Origin of the sequence: Geodermatophilus aquaeductus, from assembly GCF_900182545.1 — a bacterium.
GTDB classification, from domain to species: domain Bacteria; phylum Actinomycetota; class Actinomycetes; order Mycobacteriales; family Geodermatophilaceae; genus Geodermatophilus; species Geodermatophilus aquaeductus.
The window spans coordinates 112,622-136,139 of record NZ_FXTJ01000006.1; the positions used below are offsets into that span (position 1 = coordinate 112,622).

The following is a 23,518-nucleotide window of genomic DNA, read 5'->3' on the forward strand; positions in this document are numbered from 1 at the left end:
GTCCCACGTCACCGAACGGAACGTTCCGACTCCGGACTGGCGTGTCCTGAGTTCTGCTCACTAACCTCCGCGCACCGGTACTGGACCGGTACGGATTCGAGGGGGAACCGGATGCGGAAGACCGTCACCACGGTGGCACTGGCATCGGCGCTGGTGCTGGCCGGCGGGACCGCCGCGCAGGCGATCACGGGCAACTTCACCGACGACCACGAGCACGAGTACGTCGGCCTCGCCGTCTTCTACAACCCGGACGGCACGGCGTCGCACCGCTGCTCCGGCACGCTGCTCACCGACCGCGTCTTCCTGACGGCGGGGCACTGCGTGACGCTCGACGACCAAGGCACCGTGGCTCCGACCGCGCGGGTCTACTTCGAGCAGGACGTCCAGGCCGAGGTATCGGAGTACCCGACCGGCGGTGGCGTGACATCGGACGAGCTCTACTCGTACGGCTACACGGGCCTGGGCAACATCCCGGAGACGAAGGACGTCGGGGTGATCGTGCTCGACGCCCCGGTGCAGACCGCCTACCCGGAGATCGACGAGTACGCCTCGCTGGCCACAGCCGGCTCGCTCGACAGCTACAAGGACGCGCACCCGGGCAACTCGGCCACGGTGACGATCTCCGGCTACGGCGTACAGGAGAGCAACGGCAGCCAGACCAAGCAGGTCGCCTACCGGGAGCGGCTGACCGCCGAGAGCTTCATCATCGGGCTCAACGGCACCAACGCCGGCGGCTACAACGTGAAGCTGTCGACCAACCCGGGCGGCGGCCGCGGCGGCACGTGCTTCGGCGACTCCGGTGGTCCGATCCTCATCGGCGACACGGTGACGGCGGTCAACTCGTTCGTGATGAACGGCGCCTGCGCCGGCACCGGCTTCGCCTACCGGACAGACACCGACGACGTCATCGCCTTCATCCTCGAGAGCGCCGGCGACGAAGCCGGCGAGATCGATCGCGTCACCCTCTGACGCACTGCAGACGGGGCCGTCCCGCCGTGGCTCACTGCCGCAGCGGGGCGGCCCTCGTCGTCCGGTCAGGGAGTCCGGAACTCGACGTGGAAGGCCGTCACCGACGGTCCTCGTCGCGGAGGTCGAGGATCTCCCGGGCCGCCGGCCGGCCTCCGCTCGCCCGGACCCGGCGCTCGACTCGGTCCCAGAGGTCCATGGGGCTCGGACGCCGGGCCAGCTCGATCAGCTGGGCGCGCACGTACTCCTGCAGCGACTGACCGGCTCGGGCGGCGCGTGCGGCGAGCTCGTCGCGCGTCTCGTCCGGGACGTCGCGGATGGTCATCGACACCGGCATGCATGCACAGTGGCAGCACCGCGAGCAGCTTGCGCGGAGATGAGGCGGCACCGGAAGGTTTGCCGCCGCTGACTGCTCGAGTCCCCCGTGCATCCCGACGGGGGATCATGCAAAGGGTGAGCACTCGGATCGCCGTCCGCTTGCCTGACGAACTCGTAGCGTTCGTCGATCAGCTGGTGCCCGACGGCCGAGCGGCGTCCCGCGCCGCGGTGGTCAGCCAGGCACTCCAGCGCGAACGGCGCCGGCAGATCGCAGCCCATGACGCAGCCATCCTGACCGCGGACTCCAGGGCCGACGACCTGGATGCTCTGGCCGAGCGCGCCGCCCGGACCCCGCTCGACGACCTCGACTGACGCGCTTATCCGCCCTGCCCAGTTGCACGAGGGGTGCCGCGGCCCTGCGCTGCGCCTGCTGCTCATCGTCCGCAGGCGGATCCTCGAAGCTCTGGAACTCCCACCTGACGCCGGAGTCGCCCGGCAGGTCTCGGGCGTCGGAGTGAGACCTCAGCTCGCGACTTCCCAGGTGTAAGCCGCCGACTGCGCGTCAGTGATCACGATCTCGAGTTCAGCCGAGAGACCGTCCTCGGTGTGCGCGGTGCATCGGTAGTGAGCGCCCGTGATGACGTGCATGTCGTCGTCGCAGTACACGTCGGCGGCGACACCGAACGTGTCCTCCAACTGCGCGGCGATGTCGTTCTCTGCCACCGACCGGTCCAGCACCGCGGAAGCCCGATCACTGTCGATGGCGGGCGAGCCGACACCCGGAATCGCGTGAGTGCATGCCGTCGCACCCACCGTCAGCACCACTCCGATCGGAGCGAGGCCAGCGATCCGTCGCACGAAGGACTGTCCGGACTTGACGGCACGCACGTGTACCCCGCTCTCGAGTGACTACTTCGCGTGCATACCGCACGACACGGGCGAGTTCCGGATACCGCTTGGTGCCCGCGGCGTGTCGCAGAGGGCGTTGCAGCACGGGCAAGCATTGGTGCAGGCGGGCGACAAGGACGCCGCAAGGCCGACCACCCAGGGTGCGAGCACCAGCCCACGCACCCCAGGAGTCCGTACCCATGCGCTCGCCCCGGATCGGCGCCGCCGCGCTGCTCGGTACCGCCGTCCTCGTGGCCGGCTGCTCGTCCTCCGTCGTCGGCACCGCCGAGCCCGCCGGCCCGGCCGCCGCGGGGCCGCTCACCGAGCTCCTCGCGCAGGTCGAGGTCGACGCGGAGGTGGACGGACACGTCCGCATCTCCGACGTGGCCGCCACCCCCGACGGCGGCTTCGTCGTCCTGCTCACCGGCGACGTCGCCAGCAACCACCGCAGCGTCCTCGTCGATCTCGTCCAGGAGGACGGCGGCCTGGCCGTCGGCGAGGTGATCGAGGGTCCGCCGGCCGTCGACCTCGGCGAGGTGCACGTCGCCCCCGACGGCACCGTGGTCGCCCTCGCGCCCGTCTTCCCCGCGGACACCAGCGGCGAGGGCCGCGAGCAGGACCTCGCCGTGATCGTCCTCGAGCCGGGCAGCGACGAGCCGGACCTCCGCCGCATCGCCGCCGACGCCGAGCTGGGCACCCCTGACCTCGGCACCGGCGTCCTCTCCCCCGACGGCGCCACGCTGTACGCAAGCCTGCGCTGGTCCGTCGACGGCGACACCGTCAACCGGCTGGCCGCCGTCGACGTCGCCACCGGCGAGGTCACCGCGAGCGCGCCGCTGGGCGTCGAGTCGCCGGGGAGCACAGTCGCGTACGACGTCGCACTGCGCCCGGACGGTGGCCTGGCCGCGCTCGTGACCACCGACCGGGACGCCGAGGGCGACGTCGACGGCACCGTCCTCGCCCAGTACGACGCCGACCTGCAGCCGCTCGGCGACCCGGTCGAGGTGGTCGACGAGGAGGAGAGCACCGGCTACGCGCTCGCCGTGCTGCCCGACGGCGCCGTCGTCGTCTCCGTCGTGGCCGGCGAGTGGGACACCGGCGAGCCGCGGCTGGTGACCGTGCGGGACGGCGCGGTGCAGGCGACCACGGTCCTGCCCGGCACGGGCGTCGACCTCGTCGTCGAGCCGGGCGGGCAGCACGCGTACCTGTCGCATGGACGCCCCGGAGCCGGCACCGGCGTCGCCACGGTCGACCTGACCACCGGAGAGACCGTCGCCGACGTCGCCACCTGCACCGCCGGCTCCGCCGACCCGCTCGCCCTCGCCGCGGACGGCCGGACGCTGGCCGCCACCGCCGCCTGCCACGGCGACGACGACACCGCCGAGCTCGCCCTCCTCGTCGGCTGACCACCCCTCACCCAAGGAGTCCCCCGTGCGCACCGGCACCGCCGCGCTGCTCAGCTCCGCCGTGCTGCTGGCCGGCTGCTCGTCCACCGTCGTCGGGCGGGTGGTGCCCACGGCGGCCGGCCCGCTCGCCCAGGAGGTCGGGCGGGTGGACGCCGACGCCGAGCTGGGCTCCGGACTGGAGGCCCAGGACGTCGCGGCGACCCCGGACGGAGGGTTCGTCGTCCTGTTCACCAGCGAGGACCCCCTCGAGCACTCCAGCGTGCTGCTCGAGCTCGCCCCCGGCGACGGCGGCGGTCTCACCGCGGGCACCGCCACCGAGGGCGGTCCGTTCGCCGTCGCCGAGGACGTGCAGGTCGCGGCCGACGGCACGGTGGTCACGACCGGCGTCGTCCTCATCGAGCCCGGGGACCCGCGCCGGCGCGAGGACCCCTACGGCCAGGACGTCGTCCTCGCGGTGCTCACGCCCGGCGCCGACGAGCCGGAGGTCGTGCCCGTCGAGGCCGATCCCGAGATGGACACGCCGGACGCCTTCAGCGCCGTCCTCTCCCCCGACGGCGAGACGCTGCACGGCGTCCTGCAGTGGTCCGTCGACGGGCACCTGACCAGCCGCCTAGCGCGGGTCGACGTGGCCACCGGGGAGGTCGAGGCGAGCGCGCCGCTGGGGGTGGACGAGCCCGGTCAGGCGGTCGAGGTGCAGGTGGCCGCGCACCCGGACGGCGGGCTGGTCGCGCTGGTGACGGTCGACCGCGACCCCGCGGGCGGCGGGGACGAGGTCGTCCTGGCCCGGTACGACGCCGACCTGCAGCCGGTCGGCGAGCCGTTTGACGTCCTCGAGCAGGACCCGGGCATCGGCTTCGCGGTGGCGGTGCTGCCGGACGGGACCGTCCTGGCCTCCGTGCTCGACGGCGGGTGGGAGACCGGCTCGCCGCGGCTGGTGACCGTGCGGGACGGCGCCGTGGAGGCCAGCACGGTCCTCGCCGGCACGGCCCACGGTCTCGTCCCCGAGCCGGGCGGGAGCCACGTGTACCTGTCCCACTCGTGGCCCGGCGGCGGTGCGGGCGTGGCCACGGTGGACCTGGCGACCGGCGCGGTCGTGGCCGACGTCCCGCTGTGCGAGTCCGGGAGCGCGACCCCGCCGGCGCTGTCCGCGGACGGGCGGACGCTGGCCGCCGGCGCGGCGTGCCTGGAGGTGGACGGCTACGCCGACCTCGTCGTCCTCGTCGGCTGAAGTCGCCGGTGCCCCGCCCGCGCGGGCGGCCGGGGCACCCATGGGTTCAGCCGACGCTGACGCCGAAGTCCTGGGCGATGCCGCGCAGGCCGGAGGCGTAGCCCTGGCCGACGGCGCGGAACTTCCAGTCGGCGTCGCGGCGGTAGAGCTCACCGAAGACCATCGCGGTCTCCATGGAGGCGTCCTCGGTGAGGTCGAAGCGGGTGATCTCGCGGTGCGAGACCTGGTCGACAACGCGGATGAAGGCGTTGCGGACGCCGCCGAAGTTCTGCCGGCGGCTGTCGGCGTCGTAGATGGACACCGCGAAGACGATCTTCTGCACGAACGGCGGGACGGCGGCCAGGTCGACCTGGATGACCTCGTCGTCGCCCTCCCCCTCACCGGTCAGGTTGTCGCCGGTGTGCACGACCGAGCCGTCGGGGCTGCGCAGGTTGTTGAAGAAGACGAAGCCCTCGTCGCCCGGGGTCACCCTGCCGTTGGCGTCGACCATGATCGCCGAGGCGTCGAGGTCGTACTCGGCGGTGGAGAAGGTGGCCACGTCCCAGCCGAGGCCGACGTTGACGGCCTTGAGGCCGGGCGCCTCCTTGGACAGCGAGACGTTCCCGCCCTTGGTGAGGACGACGGACATGGTGCTCCTCCTGTGGGGTCCGGACGCGGCCCGCTGATGCTGCCCGATGCCGGCTCGGATCACCACGGAGCGGCGCGTGTGGTCGCGGGTAGTGACCGCACATGGGTGCGACCGGGGACCGTCCGATCCTGCTGCTCGACGTCGACGGCGTGCTCAACGCGCCACGCCGGCAGCTGCCCGAGGGCTGGCGGCAGGGCACGTTCAACGGCTTCCGGCTGTCCTGGGACCCGACCATCACCGCCCGCCTGCGGGAGCTGCACGAGTCGGGCCGGGTGGAGATCCAGTGGCTGACCACGTGGACCACCGACGCCGACCGGCTGCTGGCCGAGCCGATGGGCCTGCCGCGGGGGCTCAAGACCCACGCCCGCGCCGACACCGCGCCGACCGGCTTCCTCGGGTCGCTCGACGGCGCCTCGGGCTGGTGGAAGCTGGCCGTCGCCCAGGAGGTCGCCGAGTCAGAGCCGGACCGGCGGATCGTGTGGATCGACGACGACCTCGCCGAGCAGGCGGACGACACCGGCGACTGGCTGGCTGCGAACCCGCACGTGCTGGTGGTCGCCCCGGACCTGGCCGTCGGACTCACCCACTCCCAGCTCGACGCGGTCGAGGCGTGGTTGTGAGCCGCGGCCGGGTCAGACCGGCTGCTTGACGAAGCTCGGCCCGGCGTCGGCATCCAGCAACTGCTCGTCGCGCCAGCGCTCAACGCCCTGACGGGTCACCTCGAGCTGGGCGTCGAGGACCATCCCGGTGGCCCGCGACTCCGCTTCCAGCGTGCGCGCCGCCCGCGCCTCGGCTGCGCCCAGCGCCGCCTTCGCCAGCACCTCCGCCTCCTCGTACTCGGTCTGCATGCGCAGCTTGACCCGCTCCTCGACCTTCTCGTCGCCCAGCGCGAGCAGTCGCTCGTAGAGGGATGGCGGGCCGAGCGCGAGCATCGTCTTGAACAGGATCGGCAGGCACTCGAGCGCCGTCATGAACCAGAACAGCAACCGGTGCGCCGTCCCCAGGGTCGGGTTGCCGTCCTCGAGGCGGGACATCGCGGTCAGCCGGGCGAGGATGCCGTCGCTGCCGTCGACGGCCGCCTCGTGCGCCGCGGCTTCGGCGTCGAGCCGCTGCTGGAGAGAGGCGACGTCGGCGCGCAGGTCGGCGAGCTCGTTCTCCTGGTCGATCGTCTTCTGCGACTCCTCGGCGAGGAGTTGCTCGTACGTCTCCGCCTTCAGGGCCTCGAGCTGCAGGGCCAGGTCGTCGCGCTCGGCGCGGAGCCGGTCGCGGTCCGCCCGGCGGGCGTCGGTGGCCGGCCCGAAGCCCTGATCGCCGGTCCCACCGGTGCCGTCGATCTCGGCGTTGTAGGCCGCCTCCGCGGCCTCGTACCGCGTGGTCACCTCGTCGAGCCGGCGCTGCATGTCCACGACGGCGGGGGCCTCGTTGACGTCGTCCTGGGTGACGCCGTCGGCGAGGTCTGCCTCCAACTCGGCGATCCGCGCCTGCCCCGCCTCGAGCTCGGCGGTGCGGCTGTCGTCCTGCATGCGCTGGTTGAACTCGTCCTCGGCCTCGGCGGCCATGACCCGCACCTCGGTGCCGATCTCGGCGCTGAAGACGGCGAGCGTCAGCGGGGTGGAGACGACGGCGCCGATGAGGACGGCGAGCACCACGCGTGGCATCGCCATGAACAGCGTGCTCCACCAGTGCTTGAGGCGCGGTGAGGAGACGACCAGCCAGCGGTCGAGGTTGAGGATGACGAGCCCCCACACGAGACCGCCGAGGATGGCGACCGGCACCCACAGGTGCAGGGCGATGTGGAGCGCGTAGCTCGCCGACACCATCGCGAGGCCGGCGGTGGAGAGCAGCACCGCGCCCATCGCGACCTGCTTGCCACGCTCCTTCGGGGCCTCGCGCAGGACCTCGCGGTTGGCGCCGGCGACGGTGAGCAGGTGCTCGCTGAGGGCGGCACGGCTGAGGAGCTTCACCGGGGGTCCTTCCGGGTGGCGCGGCGCAGGCTGTCGACGAGGGATCCGGGCACGCCGACGAGCCGCGGCGACACCTCGATCCGCGGGTGCAGTGCGTCCTGGGTGGCCCAGAAGGCGTCGAGCCGCTGGGTGACGGGCGAGGGTGCGCCGACGGTGGCGGCGACGTCGGCGTGCAGGGACACCGGCGGGGGCGCGGCGACGGTGGGCAGGTCGAGCTGCGGGACGGCCATCGCGACGACGACGGGGGTGGCCGCGGGGGTCGTCGAGAAGCGGTTGCGGCCGGTGACCTCGATGCGGCGGCTGGTCTGCACGTGCACGAGCGCCTCGCCGCAGGGCGGGTGGCCGCCGCGGCCGTCGACGACGACGTCGCGGGCGTGCTCGAAGCACCAGGTGACGAGGACGGCCGAGCCCGGCCGGACGATCGTGTGGCTCACCGAGAGGGCGCGCAGGACGGGCACCTGGGTGTCGGAGGCGCCGGCGTCGGCTGCGATCCCGTGCCGGCAGGCGAGCAGCTGCGGCTCCGCCTCGGTCGCCGTCCTGCCGTGGGCGGCCTCCTCCCGCCAGTCGCGGATCCAGCGGTCGGTCCACGGCAGCGACGACGCCGGCCGCTGAGGCGGGCGCGGCCCGTACCCGGGACCGCGGGCGCCGCCGGTGTCCCGCCACGCCTTGGCGCGCAGCCAGGCGAGGAGCAGGAGGAGGAAGAAGGACCAGAGGAAGGCCTCAGCGAGGTCCTTGAGGAAGCCGGCGACGCGATCGGCTTCGAGCGAGCCGCTCCACTCGGTGTTGTTGCTGAGCGCGACGAATCCGGCCAGGAGCATGACCGCCGCCCAGCCGACGACGAGCGGATCACGGCGCAGCGGCTCCCGGAACACGTCTCCCCCGCCTGCGGGACGTCCCCGCTGTCAGCACACCCTCGGACCAACGGAACTCGATCGGATCGGAGCCCTCGGAAGTCGTACCGGGCGGGACCGACGGAAGGCAGGGTGCGCTTACCCGTTCGGGTCAGGCGGCGACTTCGGGACTCAAGGAACCGTGTGCCACTTCACGGCCTGAAGGCCTCCTCGGTGCGGACGGAGCGGCAGGCGGCTCGTGAGGCGCCGCGTCCCCCAGGGACCGCATCCGTCCCACCGGCCGGGCGATGTCCCGCGCGAACAGCCGGCGCGAACCCACCCTGGAGCACATGCCGAGCAAGGGGATCTTCTGTCTCGAGGGCGAGTGGGAGGACCGGCTGACCGATAAGCTCAGCGTCCGCCCCGGCTTGGACATGCTGATGACCATCCGCGAGGACCGTCTCATCCATCGCAACGCCGCGACATCAGCGGAGTTCAAGCACTACTTCACGAAGTGGACGTCGCACCGGTACGACGCCTTTCCACTGGCCTACCTGTCCTGTCACGGGCGACGTGGCCGGGTCTGGCTCGGCGGCGACGAGCTCTCCCTGGCCGAGATCGCGGACATGGTCGAGCGCCCACTCAGCAAGCGCGTCATCTACTTCGGCTCGTGCGGGACGTTGGCCGCGTCGGACGATGAGCTCGCCGACTTCGTTGCACGCACCGGCGTCCGCGCGGTCGTCGGCTACGTCGGGAACGTCTCGTGGAGCGAATCCGCCGCCTTCGACCTGACTCTGCTGCCCGAACTGCTCGACAGCGTGGACATGCGCAAGATGTTCACCCGGCTCCGAGACAGGCACCCGCACTTCGTCGACGGGCTCGGACTCCGCATAGCCACGGCGAGCTGGGTGTCGCCGAGGAGTCTCAGCGCGGCGTGACCGTCGTCAGGTATGGCGGAAGAGTTCGGCAGGCCGGCCGACCGAGCCACGCGTCATCTCCCCGGTGCTCACCAGGTGGTCCTTCACGTGCCGCCGGAAGACGTCGGGTTGGAGCCGCTCCCCCGCGACCGCCTCGTGCAGCCTGCGCAGGTCGCGCAGCGTGAACGGCTCCAGGAGCAACCGGTCGGGATCCGGACGTTCGGCGTACGAGCTCCTGACCTCGGCCACGGCCATCCGCACGATGTCGTCGTGGTCGAACGGCAGACCGGTCGCATCCTCGACGGGACGCAGCCGGACGTCGTCGGGTCGAGCGGCGACGACCGGACGGACGACATCGGCGGCCAGCAGGACCACGTGGGCCACGGACAGGACCCAGCCGCGGTCGTCTCGCTCCGGGGCGTCGAAGACGTGCAACTGCCGCGGCGCCTGCCCGCGTAGGCCGGCCTTCTGCTCGAGGGAGCGCAGGACGGCGTCGGCGAGCGTCTCGCCCTCGTGCAGGAAGGTGCCCGGGAGCGCCCAGGCGTCCTTGCGCTGGGCGCTGTCGCGACGGACCAACAGGACCTGGAGGCCCTCCGACGGGTTGGGCGTCAGGACGGCCGTGTCGACGGCGACCGATGGACGGGGGTAATCGACCAACCTCCGGCCGGAGGCGTCGCGGTACGCGGTGGTTGACATTAACGCGGATCCCGCCTAACTTGAGTTTGCGCGGATGAGCGTAATATACGGGAGGCGGACGCCATGACCAACCTCGAGGTCCGACTACACGTCGGCCAGGGAGCCACTCGCGGACCGCTGACGGTCTTCCCCGTCTGGACCGACGCCCCGACGCTGCCGCCGAGCTACCTCACCGGCGCCGGTGTCCCGGTCGAGGTGTCCGAGCGCGCGGGCTCCCCCGCCATCGACCAGCTCGTCGTCACCAACCGCGCCGACCGTCCGGTGCTGCTGCTGGCCGGGGAACTGCTCGAGGGAGGGTGGCAGACGCGCGCCCTCACGGCGTCCACGCTGCTCGCGCCCGGCCGGCCGACCGTGGAGAAGGTGGTGTGCGTGGAGCAGGGCCGGTGGGGTGGCCCCACCGCCCACACCCGGCGGGCTCGCCGCACCCCCTTCACCGTCCTGTCCGCGATGGACGGGGGCCACGCCCAGCAGGTGGTCTGGGACCGGGTCCACGGTCTTGAGTCGGTGGCGGGCCCGTCGGCCACCGAGTCCCTGGCCGACCGCCTCGACCGCACGGACGCGACCGCCCGTGACATGACCCGGGGACTGCGGCCGCTCGCCGGCCAACGCGGCCTGCTGGTGGGCATCGCCGGCCGACCGGTCTGGATGGAGGTCACCGACAGCGCCCGCACCCTGAAGGCCCACTGGCGGGGGCTGCTGCACGCCGCGACGCTCGACGCGCTGGGTCGCCCGGCCGTCCGCACACCTGCCGCCCTCGCTCGGTCCTTCGCCGAGAAGGTCGAGAACACCCGACTCCTTGCCGACGGTCCTGCGGGTCTAGGGCAGCGGGTCCGCGGCGGCGGCCGGGTCGGCACGACCGCACTCCGCAGGTCGGACCGCACCGTCCACCTCACCGCGATCGCCCAGGAGGCCTGACATGAACACTCCCCTGTCCCGCCGGCACCGCGTTGCGGGCGCCCTCGTCGGCTCGGCCGTCGGTGACGCCCTGGGCGCGCCGTTCGAGTTAGGCCCGCCCCACGCCTTCTCATCGCGCTTCCCCGCGCTGACCGGTCGACCGGCAAGGGAACGCTTGAGTTCGGCTCGGTGCGGAGGACTCGGTCAACGTCATCCGTGTGCAGGACGCCACCGAGGTGCGGGTCGTGCGCTACTGGCTGCCGGCCCCGGGGTGGGCGCGAAGGGCGACCACCCCGACAGCCAGTGGGCTGCCATGCGGGCGGCCTCACGGACGACGACGGAAGAGGCGACGGTCGAGGCGATCGTCGCCGCGGTGATGAGAGGACGGGACGGATGACGACACTCGAGGAGCGCAAGGGGATGGGTAGCGGGCCGCTGTCGACCCGCTACGACGAGGCGCTGGCGTACGCGTCGGAGCACCACCGGCCGCAGCTGCGCAAGGGCTCGCGGGTTCCCTACATGACGCACCTGATGAGCGTCAGCGCGCTGGTGCTGGAGCACGGCGGCAGCGAGGACCAGGCCATCGCCGGCCTGCTGCACGACGCCGTCGAGGACGCGCCGGCCGGCACCGGCGGCGTCGTCCTGGCCGAGATCCGGTCGCGCTTCGGCGACGACGTCGCCGACATCGTGCGCGCGTGCTCGGACGGGCTGGACGCCGAGGGTAACCGCAGCGGGACCTGGGCCGAGCGCAAGCGGCCGTACGTCGCCGGGCTGAGCGACAAGCCGCTCGACGCCCTGCTGGTGACCGCGGCGGACAAGACCCACAACGGGCTCTGCATCGCCGCCGACGTGCGTCGGTACGGGCAGGACTTCTGGTCGACGTTCAACGCCTCGCGCGACGAGCTGCTCTGGTACTACACGAGCGTCGAGCGGGCTGTCGCCGAGCGGTTGCCCGACTCCTCGATCTCCGCGGCTCTCCAGCGTGCGGTCGACGAACTGATCGCAGCAGCCGGCGTCGGCCGTGCGGACGTACCGGACACCATGCCCGCTCGGCCGTGAGACCTGCGAACCGCGAGGCGTGTGTGGCGGGCGGACCGCGGCGGTGCCGCGTTACCGACCGAGCGTGGGTGACAGTCGTCCGGTGATTGAACGCGAGCCCATCGACGGTGTCGTCATCCCGACGGAACCCGGAGCCCGGAGCCTCGTCGGGGACGACGCGTGGCGACTGCTGTTCGAGGACCGGGGACTCCTGCTGACGTGGACGAAGGCGCCCCACTCCACAGGGGACGCCTGGGGTACGGCACTGCGGGGCACCAGCGCGCTGTCACAGCAACTGGGCGCCGTCCTCTCGCAGGCCGGCGGCGCCGTCGACGCCTCCTCGGGGTTGCTGTGCCGCCTCGAACTGCCCACCGGATCGACGCTGCGGGACCTCGTTCCCGCCGTCGGCGGTGGCTACCGGGGTCTGGTCCGGGACAGCCGGGGCATCAACGGGCATGCCAGGTTGCACGTGCACACCGGACGGGCGGCGGCCGGCGTCGGGTTCGCGCCGCTGCTGGGGCTCCTCGCCGTCCAGGTCGGCACCGAGATGCTGGCCCGCCACCAGCAGGAGCGGAAGCTCACCTACATCGCTGAGAGCGTCGCCGCCCTCCGGCAGGCTCGCGAGGACGACATGGAGGCCCGTCTCGGCAGTGTCGAGGCGGCTCTCGGTGAGGCCAGCGCCGCGATGCTCGACCGGGTCTCGATCCCGTCGTCCATCGGACTGGGCGCCGCGCGGACCAACCTGCGGGAGGTCAAGGAGCGCACGCTCATGTGGCTCGAGAGGTGGGAGGAGGCGGCCCGACAGTTGCCCGACACGGGAGGAGTCGACACCGGGAGGATGCAGGACATCCTCGCCGCAGGAGGCCCCCGTGACGACCACCGCCAGTTCCCGCACCGGATCGCGATGCTCTACCGGGCGCTGACCCTCGACAGTCGCGCTCTCGTCGTCACCGGCGCCGAGGCGGCCCTCGAGAACGGCGACCACTCGCTCCCGCACCTGCACGAGGAACTGGCGAGGGGGTTGCAGAGGAACGCAGCGATTCAGGACCGACTCAAGCAGCTCATGTGGGATCTGGCAGCCCCACCGATCACGTACACCTTTCCCTGGGAGGGGTCGGAGGCGATGGCCCTGGACCGGATGCTGTCCTCCATGGCCAACGGCATCAGCCGTCTCCCGGAGGCGCCGGCCCTCCTCACCGAGCGGAACCGGCAGGTTCTCGAGTTGGTGCGGCGGCCCGACGGCGAGGTCCGGGTGCTGGCGCCTCGGGCGGCATGACCGGACGGACCGGGAGGTCACACCCTCACCGGTGCGGCGACTTGACCTCGACGTAGCCGCCGGACAGCGTTGCGATCCGTCCGAGGAGCGCCCGGAGGTACTCGAGGTCGTGCGGACGCGGGTCGGTCCCGAAGTGCCGCCACCGGCGCTGCTCGAAGAACAGCGCCGCGCGGGCGGAAGCGAGGTCGTCCGGCAACCGCCGGTCCTGCTCCCAGGACGCGAGAGCGGCGTTCGCGAGATCGGCCGTCGGCCCGAAGCCCCCATGTCGGCGGTAACCGTTGTAGGTCAGGGCGAAGGTCCAGATGGTCCCCTCGTCGCTGGTGGTCGGCGGTACCGGAACCCGGCGGCGATCCGGTGTCGTGGCGGCGGCGACGGGTGCGCCCACCCGACTCAGTGCCTCGACGACGTCCCGCCAGCCACTGGTGGCGGAAGCCGGTAGACCGGCCACCTCGACGCCGAGTGCGGACAACCGCTCGGCGAGGTCACGCTCGAGGTCCGAGCCGAGCAGTTCGCGATAACGAGGATCGAGGAGGTGCCGGCTGCGGGGCGCCGCGAGCATGGCCACCCGGTCGAGGAAGACCTCGAGGTTGCGTGCAGCCGCCTTCTTATCCTGCGACCCGTCCGACAGGTCCACGTACTCGAACTCCGGCCGCCACAGCCGCTCACGGAGCGGGTCGGCCCCCAGGCTCAGCACCGTCCCGAAGGTACGTCCACCGCCCGGCCTCTCCGTGAGCTCGGCGACCTCGTGCACGAGGCGGATGACGTTGTCGTCGGTCATCGAGGCGCCGACGACGAGCAGGTGCTTGGTGAGGAGGGTGGTCTGCAGGACTCCCCCGAGTGGCCGCCGTCGGGCGTCGTAGCGGACGAAGGACCGCCGGTCGAGGACGATCGACTCGGGCGCCTCGACGTCGCCGTGCAACTTCAGGAGCCACGGTCGCCGTCCACCCCATCGCTCGAGGTCGACGGGCTCGCCGTCGGGCAGCACGACGAGCGGCTGCTCCCCTCCGATGGCCGACACAGCGCGCTCGAACAACCGGTCGAAGTTCGTCGTGACCACCTGGTCGACGTCGAGCGCGGCGAGCAGGACGTGGCCGAGCGCATAGCGATCCGTAGGCCGGATGATCTCGGAGACGTGCGCACCCAGCGGGTTGGGACGGCGCTCGTCGACCGGCTTGGCGGCCTCGGTCTCCTCCGCCGCTCGACGGAGGATCTCAGCGGCGTCCAGGGAGTTGAGCCCTCCCCAACCGGTGGCGTCGTCGATCCCCACACGCTGGCCCAAGTCCTTCAACAGGCCCGACCAGGACGGGAGCCCGGCCGCCATCCCGGTGCCGGCTCCCATGAAGAGTGCAAGACGACCGGCACGGGCGAGTGAGGCCACCCGTCGAGCGCGCTTCTCGAGGGTCGGCGCAAGTGGCCGGGCGTGCGCTTGTGCCCGCAGCGCCTGCAGCGCGGAGTAGTCGGAGGGATCGGCCGCGACGATGACCACGTCCAGGAACAGTTGGTCAGCTGCGGCCTGGGCCTCGCGGAAGAGGCCGTGGATCACCTCGCCGCGCCGTCCGTTGAAGCCTCCCCGGCCGACGCCCATGACCGGCATGGCCACCCGCCTCGGGGGTCCCCCCGCCGGCGTGTTGCCATCGGAGGCGACCGTGTGGAACGCCGTCCGGACCCCCTCGAGCAGCCACTCGACCGGCGTGGACGGCGTGGCCCCCACGGCCACCAGCCAGCGGCGTGGCTCGTCCTCCTCCCCCGTGATGGGCGGAACGGCGGCCACGCGTCGCTCGGGGGACAGCCGAGGAAGCGAGTACTGACGCGCCGCGCCGGTGTCCTCGTCCCAGCCGAAGACAGGCCAGAACGGACGACCGACACCGCCGCCGTAGTCGGTCGACAGGAGCACGTCGTCGTACTTCAGGTGCTCGAGGGTGCCGGGGACGACGAAGACGTGGCCGTTCACGAAGGGCATCTTGGCCGGACCGAGCGGACGATGCGTCATCCGGAGGTGCGAGGCGGAGCAGTCGGCGTGAGTCGACGACGGCCTCAGAGGTCGGGAGGCCACTCCGGTGACCGTTGCGGGAGCTCCGGCCTCGCGACGACCGCGACGTCGGAGGCACGGGACCCCGGCGGCATGGATACCCGGGCCGCGATCTCCTCGACCGTGACACCACGGTCGTAGGCCGCCAGGAGGTTCAGCCGTTCCCCGTCCTCCCTGACGGCCCAGCCGTCGGCAAGGTGGGCCACGGTCTCGTGGTTGCGCTGCAGCATCCAGATGCGGTTGGCGGGCACACCCGCCAGGTCCCAAGCCGGTGCCAGAGCGGGCGGCTCGGCGGACTCCTCTGCGGGGATGAGCGCACGGCAGTCCCAGACGTTCCGGAAGAAGTGCATCGAGAGAGCAGCGGCGATGACCCGGTAGGTCAGCGGCTCCGCGGTCGTCACCGGCCGCTTGGACGAGGCGCTCATGCCGTACCGCGCCAGGACCGCGGCCACCGCACGGTCGACGCCGTCCGGCGCGAGCGAGAGCTCCCGCACCAGGGAAAGGGGGACCGGCGGCTCGTCGTCTCTGCTCTGCGAGCCATGTGCGTGCACCGATCCTCCGCGGTTGATGTCGACGCGGAGCTGCGGCCCCCGGATGGACAGGCAGTCGTAGTGCCCGGCCATCGGCGCGGTCTCGTAGACGCGGTGGCCGGGGACGCGCCAGCACAGCTCTGCAGCGATGTGCCAGGAGAACGGCAACTGCAAGCGGTTCAGGTGCTCGGGCAGTTGGACGTCCACGTCATCCCCTCGACACGACCGGACCCACGAGTGCGGAGTAGAACTCAGGACCCCGACGCAGCCCGACGGTCCTCGTCGGTCCACTCGGCCGGCCGCCCCTCGGCGGCGCAGAACTGCTCCCACGAGAGCATGGAGCGCCCTTGGGCGGGCGGGCGGCTCCAGTAGGCGACCTGACCGTTGTAGCTCCATGCACCGGTCGCGGGTCCGTACACGTATGCCAGGTCCCCTGCCCGAGCGAGCCTGCCGAGAGCGACCCCGAAACGGACGGCGGAGGCCGTTGTCTGCGTCCAGCCGACGAGGACGTGACCGCGCTCCGCAACGTGCGCACGGAAGAGGTCGGGATACCTCTTCCGGAAGCGGTACTCGACGACACCGAACTCGAGCAGCGGGTCCTCGGGAGACACGCAGCTGAGTATCGGCTCGAGCAGTTCGTCGGTCACACCCTCCGCAGCCGACCACGAGCCCGTCATCGCGTCCAGCGGCCGCACCCACTCGCGCGGCTTGCCGTCCTCGTGCTTCCGCGCGCAGTAGTAGGCCACCTGCTGGTCGGGCAGCCGCTGGTAGCTGACGTCGTCCGCGGAGAAGCAAGCGGGACAGGTCATGAACACGGCGACTCCGAGTGTTGGTGGTACGGCGTGGCCCGACCCTGTCATGCGGTCGACCGACGCCGTGGTGCCCTCGCCGGATGGGCGAGTTTCCGGCCGCACCACGCGGCACGTCCGCCTCACGAAGGCGGCGAAGGAGCGGGGCAACCGTGGACGGGTTGCGCTCAGGGATCTCCGTCACGGCGCAGAGCGACAGCGACGCCACGGACCCGCCCGCGGGTAGATCGTCCGAACCAGGTGAGACGCTCTGGCCGTGTCCTCAGCATCACGGTTCGTCAGTCGTCGAGGTAACAGGCGTGCGCTCAGTCTGGTGCTGGCGATGGGATTGCTGAGCACTGTCGTCGGCGCCAACTGGCTCGTGTCCACGTTCGGCGTCATCCCCGCCGGCTTCGGCCTCATGGTGCCCGCCGGCACCTACGCGGCAGGCCTTGCTCTCGGGCTTCGCGACGGGCTGGACCGCCTCGGCGGATTCACATGGGTCCTGCCCACCATTGCCTTGGGCGTCGTCCTGTCCGCGCTGCTCGCCAGCCCCGGCATCGCGGTTGCGTCAGCCGCGGCGTTTGCACTCGGGGAGTTGACCGACCTGTTCGTTTGGCGTCGCCTGCGACGGTCTGGCTGGCGTCGAGCGCTCGTTGCCTCGAACACGGTCGGAGCAGTCGTCGACACGTGCGTCTTCCTCCCCCTGGCTGGCATACCGCTGACCATGACCAACGTCGGGGGCCAGATCCTGGTCAAGGCCGTCTACGTGACGGCGAGCATCCTGGTCGTCGTGGAGATCGCCCGGCGCGCCGTTGCGGCTGCCGGACACATCCCGGCGGCGGGTGGTGAACGACGGAGCGAGCGGTTTGCCCCCAGCGGCTCCGCTCAGACCGAGGGCGCTCCCCGGTAGACCACTCCGGAGTTCGCCGTCTCACTCACACTGACGCTGTAGAGGTCGGGCAGGACATCGATCAGACGCTCCCAGAGCCACTGAGCGAGCAACTCACTCGTCGGGTTGTCGAGCCCGGGGACATCGTTGAGCACCTTGTGGTCGAGTTCCGCCTCGAGGGGACGGAACGCCTCCTTGATGTCCCCGAAGTCGCGGACCCAGCCCGCGACAGGGTCCACCTCTCCGCGGAGACGGATCTCGACCGTGTAGGTGTGCCCGTGCATGTTGCCGCACTTGTGGCCGGCCGGGACCTTAGGAAGGTAGTGCGCGGCATCGAAGGAGAACGTGCGCCACAACTCGGTCATGGGATCCTCAGGTACTTGTGAGTTTGCAGGCTCAGGGACCACTGGGGGTTGCTCAGGCAGTAGGCGACCGCTTGGGCTGTGTTCTCCTCGACGCGCTGGTCATCGAGCGGCTGCAGACGGAACGAGCGGAAGTCGAGCAACTCGAAGGTCTCGGGTAGCGCCTCGGGTTGAGGGAAGACCAGTTTTAGTTCGTCCCCGCTCGTGACAACCAACTCAGCGCCTGCCTTGGGGCTGACACAGATCCAGTCGAGCCCCCGAGGAGGGCGCTGCGTTCCGTTGGTCTCCACAGCGATCTCGAAGCCGCGGTCGTGCAGTGCGTCGACGGCAGTCTCGTCGAGCTGCAGCAGCGGTTCGCCACCGGTGCAGACGACGAAGGGGCGTCCGCCACCGGGCCACCGTCGGGCGACTGCCTCCGCCAGTGCGTCCGCGCCGACGTACTTACCTCCGCCTTCGCCATCGACTCCGACGAAGTCGGTATCGCAGAACTGACACACGGCCCGGTGCCTGTCCCGTTCCAAGCCGGTCCACAGGTTGCAACGGGAGAAGCGGCAGAAGACGGCGGGACGTCCAGCGTGCGCGCCCTCTCCCTGCAGCGTGTAGAAGATCTCCTTGATGAAGTACGTCTTCATCGGGGCCAGTAGGGCGTGGGATCCACCAGGCCGGCTTCGGCGAAGCCGCGCAGGCGCAGGGTGCAGGAGTCGCACTCACCGCAGGACCCGCGCTCGTCGGCTCGGTAGCAGCTGACCGTCATGGAGTAGTCGACACCCAGCCGAGTGCCCTCCCGGACGATGTCCGCCTTGGTCATGGTCATCAGGGGTGCGTGCACGGAGATGTGCTGGCGCCCCTCGACCGCAGCAGCAGTGGCCAGGTTGGCCAGGCGCTCGAAAGCCTCGATGAACTCGGGCCGGCAGTCCGGGTAGCCGCTGTAGTCGAGGGCGTTGACCCCGATGAAGATGTGCTCGGCGCCCAGCACCTCGGCGTAACCCAGGGCGCAGGCGAGGAACACCGTGTTGCGGGCGGGAACGTACGTCGACGGGATGCCCTCGCCGATGTCGTCGTGCGTCCGGCCGACCGGGACCTCCATCGCGTCGTCGGTCAAGGAGCTTCCACCGAACTCGCTCAGCCCGACGTGGAGCACCTCGTGCCGCTTCACGCCCATCGCTGCAGCGACAGCGGAGGCCGATCGCAACTCCACCTCGTGCTTCTGCCCATAGTCGAAGCTCAACGCGCATGGCTCGAAGCCTCGATCCCTGGCGATCGCCAGGACCGTCGTCGAGTCGAGTCCTCCGCTGAGCAGGACCACCGCCGGCTTGCTCATGCCCACCTCCTTGGTCGCAGCGACCCTAGGTGGACAGCATGCAGCCCACTGCAGTTGACACGCCAGAAGGGGTGCTGGATGCGCTCCACAACTGCAGCTGGGCTTAGATTGCTCACGTGCGGCAACTGTGCGAGACGCGAGCCAAGGGACGCCTCGCGATCATCGTCTCCTGTACGGCCACGAAGCGAGTGGCTGCCGCGGATGACGCCATGATCCGCCACCTGGACGGCGGTCCGGACAGGGTGCACCAGTGGGTCGAGCGACTGGACGGTCAGCCAGAGACCCACCGCGTCCCCCTGCGAAGCCTGTACGGCGGCCCGATGTGGCAGTCCGCACTCGACCTCGAGTCGCGGGCTCGACATCTCGGCTACGCAGTCGATCTGTGGGTCGCGTCAGCCGGCCTGGGCCTGGCTCCGGTGGACAGCAGCGCTCCGGCCTATGAGGCCAGCTTCTCGGCCGGCCCGGATCAGGTCGCGGAGGATCGCCATGGTCGTCGTTCCTGGTGGCTCGGTCTACGGACGAGGACCTTCCTCGGTCGCACTGCGGCCGACCTGCGTCTCGTGCGCGAGGAAGCAGACCAGGTCCTGCTCGCCCTGTCGCCCAGTTACCTCCAGCCGCTCGGTGAGGAACTCCACTCCATCGCCGACGACGAGGGCGTGGCAGTCGTCTCGAGCCATCGGCCGACGCGGCAGTCCCCCGTCTCCAGTTACGGACTCCGGCAGAGGCTGGGCGGGACGCAGGTCACCTTGAACGCCCGTGCCGCTGCCAAGTACCTCGAGTTGGCGGGTGGGACCCCCATCGGGAGTTCGACCGCGCACCAGCGCTGGGAGGAGTGGGCGGCCGGCAACCGACTGTCGGAGGCGGCACCTCGTCCGCCGTTGACCGACGACGAGGTGCGCACCTTCATCCGCGAGGGCCTGCAGGTCCGCCCGACGGCTCGGACCCCCTTGTTGGTCGAACTGCGCCGGTCGGGATCGGCGTGCGAGCAGGCTCGCTTCGCACGGCTGTATCGAGAAGTCCAGGAGGAACAGTGACGGTCCCGGAAAACGTCCTCCAGCGACGCGCACTCTCCGTGCTGCAGCCGTCGGGGACGCCCGTCTTCCTCTTCACCGTCACGGCGGCGGAATTGCTCGAGGTCGCGGACATCAGTCGCATCTCACGCGACGAAGAAGGCCAGCTCATCGGCTACCAGCGCCCCGAGGTCCGCCGGCACGTCAACCAGATCGTCGAGTACCTCGACGGGGACTCCGTGCTCTTCCCCCACGCAGTCATCGTCGCGTTGCCGTCGACGGTCAAGTTCCGCCAGAGCCGGGGCCCCGGGACACATGACGGACTGGCCGCGGCGGGGACTCTCGAGATCCCGCTGCCCAAGCCCGGCGAGCCCCGGCCCGGCTGGCTCGTGGACGGCCAGCAGCGCGCGCTTGCGCTGGCACGGACGAAGCGACAGGACCTCCCCGTTCCGGTCACCGCCTTCATCGCCGACGACATCGAGGTCCAGCGGGATCAGTTCCTCCGCGTGAACAACGTGCAGCCACTCCCCCGCGGACTCGTGACTGAACTGCTGCCCGAGGTCTGGACCTCCCTCTCGCCCAAGATGAGCGCGAAGCGCATACCCAGCGCCCTGGTCGATCTACTGAACAGGCAGCCGGCCTCCCCGTTCCACGGGCTGATCAAGCGGGCCTCGACGCCGGACACCGAGAAGACCCAGGCCGTCGTCACCGACACCGTCCTGGTCAGCGCGATCGAGGAGAGCCTGAACTCCTCCGCCGGCGCCCTGTACCCGTACCGCAACATGGCGACGGCCGAGACCGACATCGACGGGATCTACCGCCTGCTCCTGTGCTATTGGCGGGCGGTCCGCGCGACCTTCCCCGACGCCTGGGGCCTTCCCCCCACGCAGTCCAGGCTCATGCACGGCACCGGCCTGCGGGCCATGGCGCGACTGATGGACCGGGTCATGCTGACCATCGACCCCACCCACAAGGACGCCGAGGATGCGGTCCGCCGGGAGCTCAAGAAGGTCGCTCCGTACTGTCGGTGGACCGCGGGAGAGTGGGACGACCTCGGCGTCGCCTGGGACGCCCTCCAGAACATCCAGAGAGACATCCGCATGCTGAGCAACTACCTCGTCCGCCTGTACATCCAGGAGTCCCAGAAGGCACGGGCGTGAGGTTCTTCTTTCCTGACAGCCAGGACCAGATCAGTCCGTCCTTCGACTTTCGCACGGAGGAGTACTCGCCGTTCCGGGTCCGGCAACGGGACGACCGCTATGCGCACGAGGTGCTCGACCCTCTGCCGTACGACGGCCTCCTCGTCAGCAAGGCGATCGTCGATGGCAGCACACGAGGGGCCGGCAAGTACTCCGAAGCCCAACGCTCGCGCCTGTATCGATATGGCGCCCGCAAGTTCTTCCGCCTGCCGGATGCCGTGAGCCTGCTCGGCGACTGCGGTTCATTCAACTACGTCAACGAGACGGTCCCGCCGTACAGCGTGTCGCAGGTCGCCGACTACTACGAGTCAGTGGGTTTCGACGCGGGAGTGTCCGTGGACCACGTCGTCCTCGCCTACGACCGCAAGGTCGGCCTGGACAACGCCCCGGAGGAGTGGGTGCGCAGACGCGACATCTCCTTGGACTACGCCGAGCGCTTTCTCGGGGAGTGCATCGATCGCGGCACCCCATTCGAGCCCCTCGGCGCCGCGCAGGGCTGGGATCCCACCAGCTATGCAGACAGCGTCAAGCAGTTACAGGACATGGGCTACAAGCGGATCGCTCTCGGCGGGATGGTGCCTCTCAAGACGCCGGACATCCTGTCGTCGCTGGCTGCAGTCAATGAGATCCGCATGCCAGACGTTGAGTTGCACCTCCTGGGGATCAGCCGACTGGACGCGATGACACGCTTCGCCGAGTACGGAGTCACCAGCTTCGACAGCACTGCGCCATTCCGGCAGGCCTTCATGGACGACCGCGACAACTACCAGGTCCCGGGCGGTGATCACTACGTCGCGATCCGCGTACCTCAGGTCGACGCCAACCCGACGGTCAAGCGACGCGTCCTGGCCGGCGAGTTGGACCAGCGCACACTCGTACGGGCGGAGCGCCAGTGCCTCAAGGTGCTTCGCGCCGTCGGCGAGGACCCCCAGCACACCGACGAGGCCCTCGCAGCGCTGGACGAGTACGAACGCCTGCTCGGCGTGAAGCGCAGCTACCTCCAGGAGTACCGACGCACTCTCGCCGAACGCCCCTGGGAGAAGTGCCCGTGCAGTCTCTGCCGCGAGCACGGCATACAGATCGCCATCTTCCGCGGAACAGAACGCAACAAAAGTCGCGGGTTCCACAACCTGGCCGTCCTCTGCTCACAGGTGCACGAGTTGCCACAGAAGACGAAGGAGGCCGTGTGATGGCCGATCGTTACGACCTCCGACTCCCCTGCATCAGGCTGATGCAGGGGGAACGCGCCCTGTACTCGTTCGCCGTCGACGGCAAGCGACTCGGAGACTTCGCCGCGGTGGCTCGCGTCGGACGCGACGAGGACGCGGGACTTCAGGGCTACCAACGCCCCGAGGTCCTCAAGCACATCCGGGGCATCCAGAGGTACCTGGAGAAGCCCGGCGCCCTGCTGCCGAACGCGATCGTCGTCGCATTCGACGACAGCGTGCGCTTCGAGGCGATCGACGCGGACTCCTCCGATGTCACCTACGCGGCTATGGGGACCCTCGTCATCCCGGTGGACGAATCGCAGGACGACGGACACAAGCCCGGCTGGATCGTCGACGGTCAACAGCGGACCGCTGCGATCCGGGAGTCGGAACTTGACGAGTTCCCGGTGTGCGTCGTCTCCTTCGTCGCCAACGAGGAAGAACAGCGCGCGCAGTTCATCCTGGTCAACAACACCCGCCCACTGCCCAAGGGGTTGATCCACGAACTCCTGCCGGCAACACAGGATGAACTGCCCCTGCCCTTGATGCGTCGTCGACTGGCCGCCGAGGTCGTCTACCGACTCAACGTGGACCCGGATTCACCGTTCCACGAGATGATCGCCACGCCGACGCAGCCCAAGGGGATCATCAAGGACAACGCTGTCCTGCGGATGGTGGAGAACAGCGTCTACAACGGCGCTCTCTACGCCTATCGCTATGCGGACACCGGCGAAGGCAATGTCGGGGCGATGGTCAGTCACCTCAAGACCTTCTGGAAGACTGTGGAGGTCACGTTCCCCGACGCGTGGAGGCTGCCACCCCGCAGTTCGAGGCTCACTCATGGGGCCGGCATCGCCGCTCTCGGCTACGTCATGGACCACCTCACCGACGGGGTCCCACTGGCTGAGGTGGGCCAGGCGAGCAGCAAGATCGGCAAGTTGACCGATGTCGCCTGGACGACCGGCGAGTGGCAGTTCGCGACGGGTCCTCGCCGATGGAATCAGATCCAGAACACGCCCAACGACATCCGCTTGTTGACCGACCACCTCAGGGCGCAACTCTCAGCCTGACCCAGAGTCGGATCACCCGTCACGGATGCCCCGGAGGTCGACCACCGCGACGGATGAGAC

General features: G+C 70.5%; 26 protein-coding genes. 14 read left to right on the top strand and 12 right to left on the bottom strand.

Annotated elements, in window-relative coordinates:
• Positions 1-111 precede the first annotated feature (111 nt).
• Positions 112-969, top strand: coding sequence for a trypsin-like serine protease (locus tag FN207_RS15960; protein WP_142459465.1), 858 nt, complete (start codon positions 112-114; stop codon positions 967-969).
• A gap of 97 nt (positions 970-1,066) precedes the next feature.
• On the opposite strand, the gene FN207_RS15965 is transcribed toward FN207_RS15960, so the two are convergent.
• Entirely contained in the window at positions 1,067-1,303 is a 237-nt protein-coding gene (locus FN207_RS15965; protein WP_142459466.1) for a FitA-like ribbon-helix-helix domain-containing protein, read from the bottom strand.
• A gap of 107 nt (positions 1,304-1,410) precedes the next feature.
• Between FN207_RS15965 and FN207_RS15970 the strand changes: the two genes are divergently transcribed.
• Positions 1,411-1,656, top strand: a complete 246-nt coding sequence (locus FN207_RS15970) for a ribbon-helix-helix domain-containing protein (protein WP_281282147.1) — start codon at positions 1,411-1,413, stop codon at positions 1,654-1,656.
• Between the two features lie 150 nt (positions 1,657-1,806).
• On the opposite strand, the gene FN207_RS15975 is transcribed toward FN207_RS15970, so the two are convergent.
• Positions 1,807-2,172: a DUF4333 domain-containing protein gene (locus tag FN207_RS15975; protein ID WP_142459468.1), complete on the bottom strand. Its 366-nt coding sequence runs from the start codon at positions 2,170-2,172 to the stop codon at positions 1,807-1,809.
• Between the two features lie 200 nt (positions 2,173-2,372).
• Here FN207_RS15975 and FN207_RS15980 point away from each other — a divergent pair, with 200 nt between their 5' ends.
• Together FN207_RS15980 and FN207_RS15985 are read left to right on the top strand one after the other, a co-directional pair.
• Positions 2,373-3,578, top strand: coding sequence for a hypothetical protein (locus FN207_RS15980; protein ID WP_142459469.1), 1,206 nt, complete (start codon positions 2,373-2,375; stop codon positions 3,576-3,578).
• Positions 3,579-3,603: 25 nt separating this feature from the next.
• Positions 3,604-4,806, top strand: coding sequence for a putative periplasmic lipoprotein (locus FN207_RS15985; protein WP_142459470.1), 1,203 nt, complete (start codon positions 3,604-3,606; stop codon positions 4,804-4,806).
• A 46-nt stretch (positions 4,807-4,852) separates the two neighbouring features.
• On the opposite strand, the gene FN207_RS15990 is transcribed toward FN207_RS15985, so the two are convergent.
• Entirely contained in the window at positions 4,853-5,434 is a 582-nt protein-coding gene (locus FN207_RS15990; protein WP_142459471.1) for a TerD family protein, read from the bottom strand.
• Positions 5,435-5,535: 101 nt separating this feature from the next.
• Between FN207_RS15990 and FN207_RS15995 the strand changes: the two genes are divergently transcribed.
• Positions 5,536-6,054: an HAD domain-containing protein gene (locus FN207_RS15995; protein ID WP_142459472.1), complete on the top strand. Its 519-nt coding sequence runs from the start codon at positions 5,536-5,538 to the stop codon at positions 6,052-6,054.
• Between the two features lie 12 nt (positions 6,055-6,066).
• On the opposite strand, the gene FN207_RS16000 is transcribed toward FN207_RS15995, so the two are convergent.
• Positions 6,067-7,398: a DUF4407 domain-containing protein gene (locus tag FN207_RS16000; RefSeq protein ID WP_142459473.1), complete on the bottom strand. Its 1,332-nt coding sequence runs from the start codon at positions 7,396-7,398 to the stop codon at positions 6,067-6,069.
• Positions 7,395-8,270, bottom strand: a complete 876-nt coding sequence (locus tag FN207_RS16005) for a hypothetical protein (RefSeq protein WP_142459474.1) — start codon at positions 8,268-8,270, stop codon at positions 7,395-7,397. The genes FN207_RS16000 and FN207_RS16005 overlap by 4 nt, the downstream gene beginning before the upstream one ends.
• Before the next feature lie 308 nt (positions 8,271-8,578).
• Between FN207_RS16005 and FN207_RS16010 the strand changes: the two genes are divergently transcribed.
• Entirely contained in the window at positions 8,579-9,166 is a 588-nt protein-coding gene (locus tag FN207_RS16010) for a DUF6642 family protein (RefSeq protein ID WP_142459475.1), read from the top strand.
• Between the two features lie 6 nt (positions 9,167-9,172).
• Here the strand turns inward: FN207_RS16010 and FN207_RS16015 are convergent, their stop codons facing one another.
• Complete coding sequence (locus tag FN207_RS16015; protein WP_142459476.1) at positions 9,173-9,841, bottom strand: NUDIX hydrolase; 669 nt, start codon at positions 9,839-9,841, stop codon at positions 9,173-9,175.
• A 63-nt stretch (positions 9,842-9,904) separates the two neighbouring features.
• Between FN207_RS16015 and FN207_RS16020 the strand changes: the two genes are divergently transcribed.
• The 3 genes from FN207_RS16020 (at position 9,905) to FN207_RS16035 (ending at position 13,049) form a co-directional block, all read left to right on the top strand.
• Positions 9,905-10,756 (top strand): ARPP-1 family domain-containing protein, encoded by an 852-nt coding sequence (locus FN207_RS16020; RefSeq protein WP_142459477.1) that lies wholly within the window; start codon positions 9,905-9,907, stop codon positions 10,754-10,756.
• Positions 10,757-11,128: 372 nt separating this feature from the next.
• Positions 11,129-11,794, top strand: a complete 666-nt coding sequence (locus tag FN207_RS16030; protein WP_221888233.1) for an HD domain-containing protein — start codon at positions 11,129-11,131, stop codon at positions 11,792-11,794.
• Positions 11,757-13,049, top strand: coding sequence for a hypothetical protein (locus FN207_RS16035; RefSeq protein ID WP_142459478.1), 1,293 nt, complete (start codon positions 11,757-11,759; stop codon positions 13,047-13,049). Before FN207_RS16030 ends, FN207_RS16035 begins: the two co-directional genes overlap by 38 nt.
• 25 nt (positions 13,050-13,074) lie before the next feature.
• Here FN207_RS16035 and FN207_RS16040 read toward each other — a convergent pair whose 3' ends face one another.
• From FN207_RS16040 to FN207_RS16050, 3 genes are all read right to left on the bottom strand, one after another.
• Positions 13,075-15,000 carry an SIR2 family protein gene (locus FN207_RS16040; protein ID WP_185938372.1) on the bottom strand — a complete coding sequence of 642 codons (1,926 nt, stop codon included), beginning with the start codon at positions 14,998-15,000 and terminating at the stop codon, positions 13,075-13,077.
• 83 nt (positions 15,001-15,083) lie between these two features.
• Positions 15,084-15,815, bottom strand: coding sequence for a TY-Chap2 family putative peptide chaperone (locus FN207_RS16045; protein WP_142459480.1), 732 nt, complete (start codon positions 15,813-15,815; stop codon positions 15,084-15,086).
• Positions 15,816-15,859: 44 nt separating this feature from the next.
• Positions 15,860-16,417: a hypothetical protein gene (locus FN207_RS16050; RefSeq protein WP_142459481.1), complete on the bottom strand. Its 558-nt coding sequence runs from the start codon at positions 16,415-16,417 to the stop codon at positions 15,860-15,862.
• 322 nt (positions 16,418-16,739) lie between these two features.
• Here FN207_RS16050 and FN207_RS16055 point away from each other — a divergent pair, with 322 nt between their 5' ends.
• Positions 16,740-17,309, top strand: a complete 570-nt coding sequence (locus tag FN207_RS16055) for a VUT family protein (RefSeq protein WP_246066119.1) — start codon at positions 16,740-16,742, stop codon at positions 17,307-17,309.
• On the opposite strand, the gene queD is transcribed toward FN207_RS16055, so the two are convergent.
• Genes queD through queC form a run of 3 tightly spaced genes read right to left on the bottom strand, consistent with a single transcriptional unit; the run spans position 17,285 to position 18,971 of the window.
• Entirely contained in the window at positions 17,285-17,653 is a 369-nt protein-coding gene (gene queD / locus FN207_RS16060; protein ID WP_142459483.1) for a 6-carboxytetrahydropterin synthase QueD, read from the bottom strand. The two genes, FN207_RS16055 and queD, sit on opposite strands and share 25 nt — an antisense overlap.
• The gene (gene queE / locus FN207_RS16065) at positions 17,650-18,282 is read right to left on the bottom strand and encodes a 7-carboxy-7-deazaguanine synthase (protein WP_142459484.1); all 633 of its coding nucleotides are present in this window, start codon (positions 18,280-18,282) and stop codon (positions 17,650-17,652) included. The genes queD and queE overlap by 4 nt, the downstream gene beginning before the upstream one ends.
• Positions 18,279-18,971 (bottom strand): 7-cyano-7-deazaguanine synthase QueC, encoded by a 693-nt coding sequence (gene queC, locus FN207_RS16070; protein WP_142459485.1) that lies wholly within the window; start codon positions 18,969-18,971, stop codon positions 18,279-18,281. Before queC ends, queE begins: the two co-directional genes overlap by 4 nt.
• A 116-nt stretch (positions 18,972-19,087) precedes the next feature.
• Between queC and FN207_RS16075 the strand changes: the two genes are divergently transcribed.
• From FN207_RS16075 to dbpB (FN207_RS16090), 4 genes are read left to right on the top strand one after another with little or no spacing between them, the layout of a single operon-like run.
• Positions 19,088-20,005 (top strand): hypothetical protein, encoded by a 918-nt coding sequence (locus tag FN207_RS16075; RefSeq protein ID WP_142459486.1) that lies wholly within the window; start codon positions 19,088-19,090, stop codon positions 20,003-20,005.
• The gene (gene dbpB / locus FN207_RS16080) at positions 20,002-21,141 is read left to right on the top strand and encodes a DGQHR domain-containing protein DpdB (RefSeq protein ID WP_142459487.1); all 1,140 of its coding nucleotides are present in this window, start codon (positions 20,002-20,004) and stop codon (positions 21,139-21,141) included. Before FN207_RS16075 ends, dbpB (FN207_RS16080) begins: the two co-directional genes overlap by 4 nt.
• Positions 21,138-22,370, top strand: coding sequence for a tRNA-guanine transglycosylase DpdA (gene dpdA, locus FN207_RS16085; RefSeq protein WP_142459488.1), 1,233 nt, complete (start codon positions 21,138-21,140; stop codon positions 22,368-22,370). Before dbpB (FN207_RS16080) ends, dpdA begins: the two co-directional genes overlap by 4 nt.
• Entirely contained in the window at positions 22,370-23,458 is a 1,089-nt protein-coding gene (dbpB, locus tag FN207_RS16090) for a DGQHR domain-containing protein DpdB (RefSeq protein WP_142459489.1), read from the top strand. The genes dpdA and dbpB (FN207_RS16090) overlap by 1 nt, the downstream gene beginning before the upstream one ends.
• Positions 23,459-23,518 lie beyond the last annotated feature (60 nt).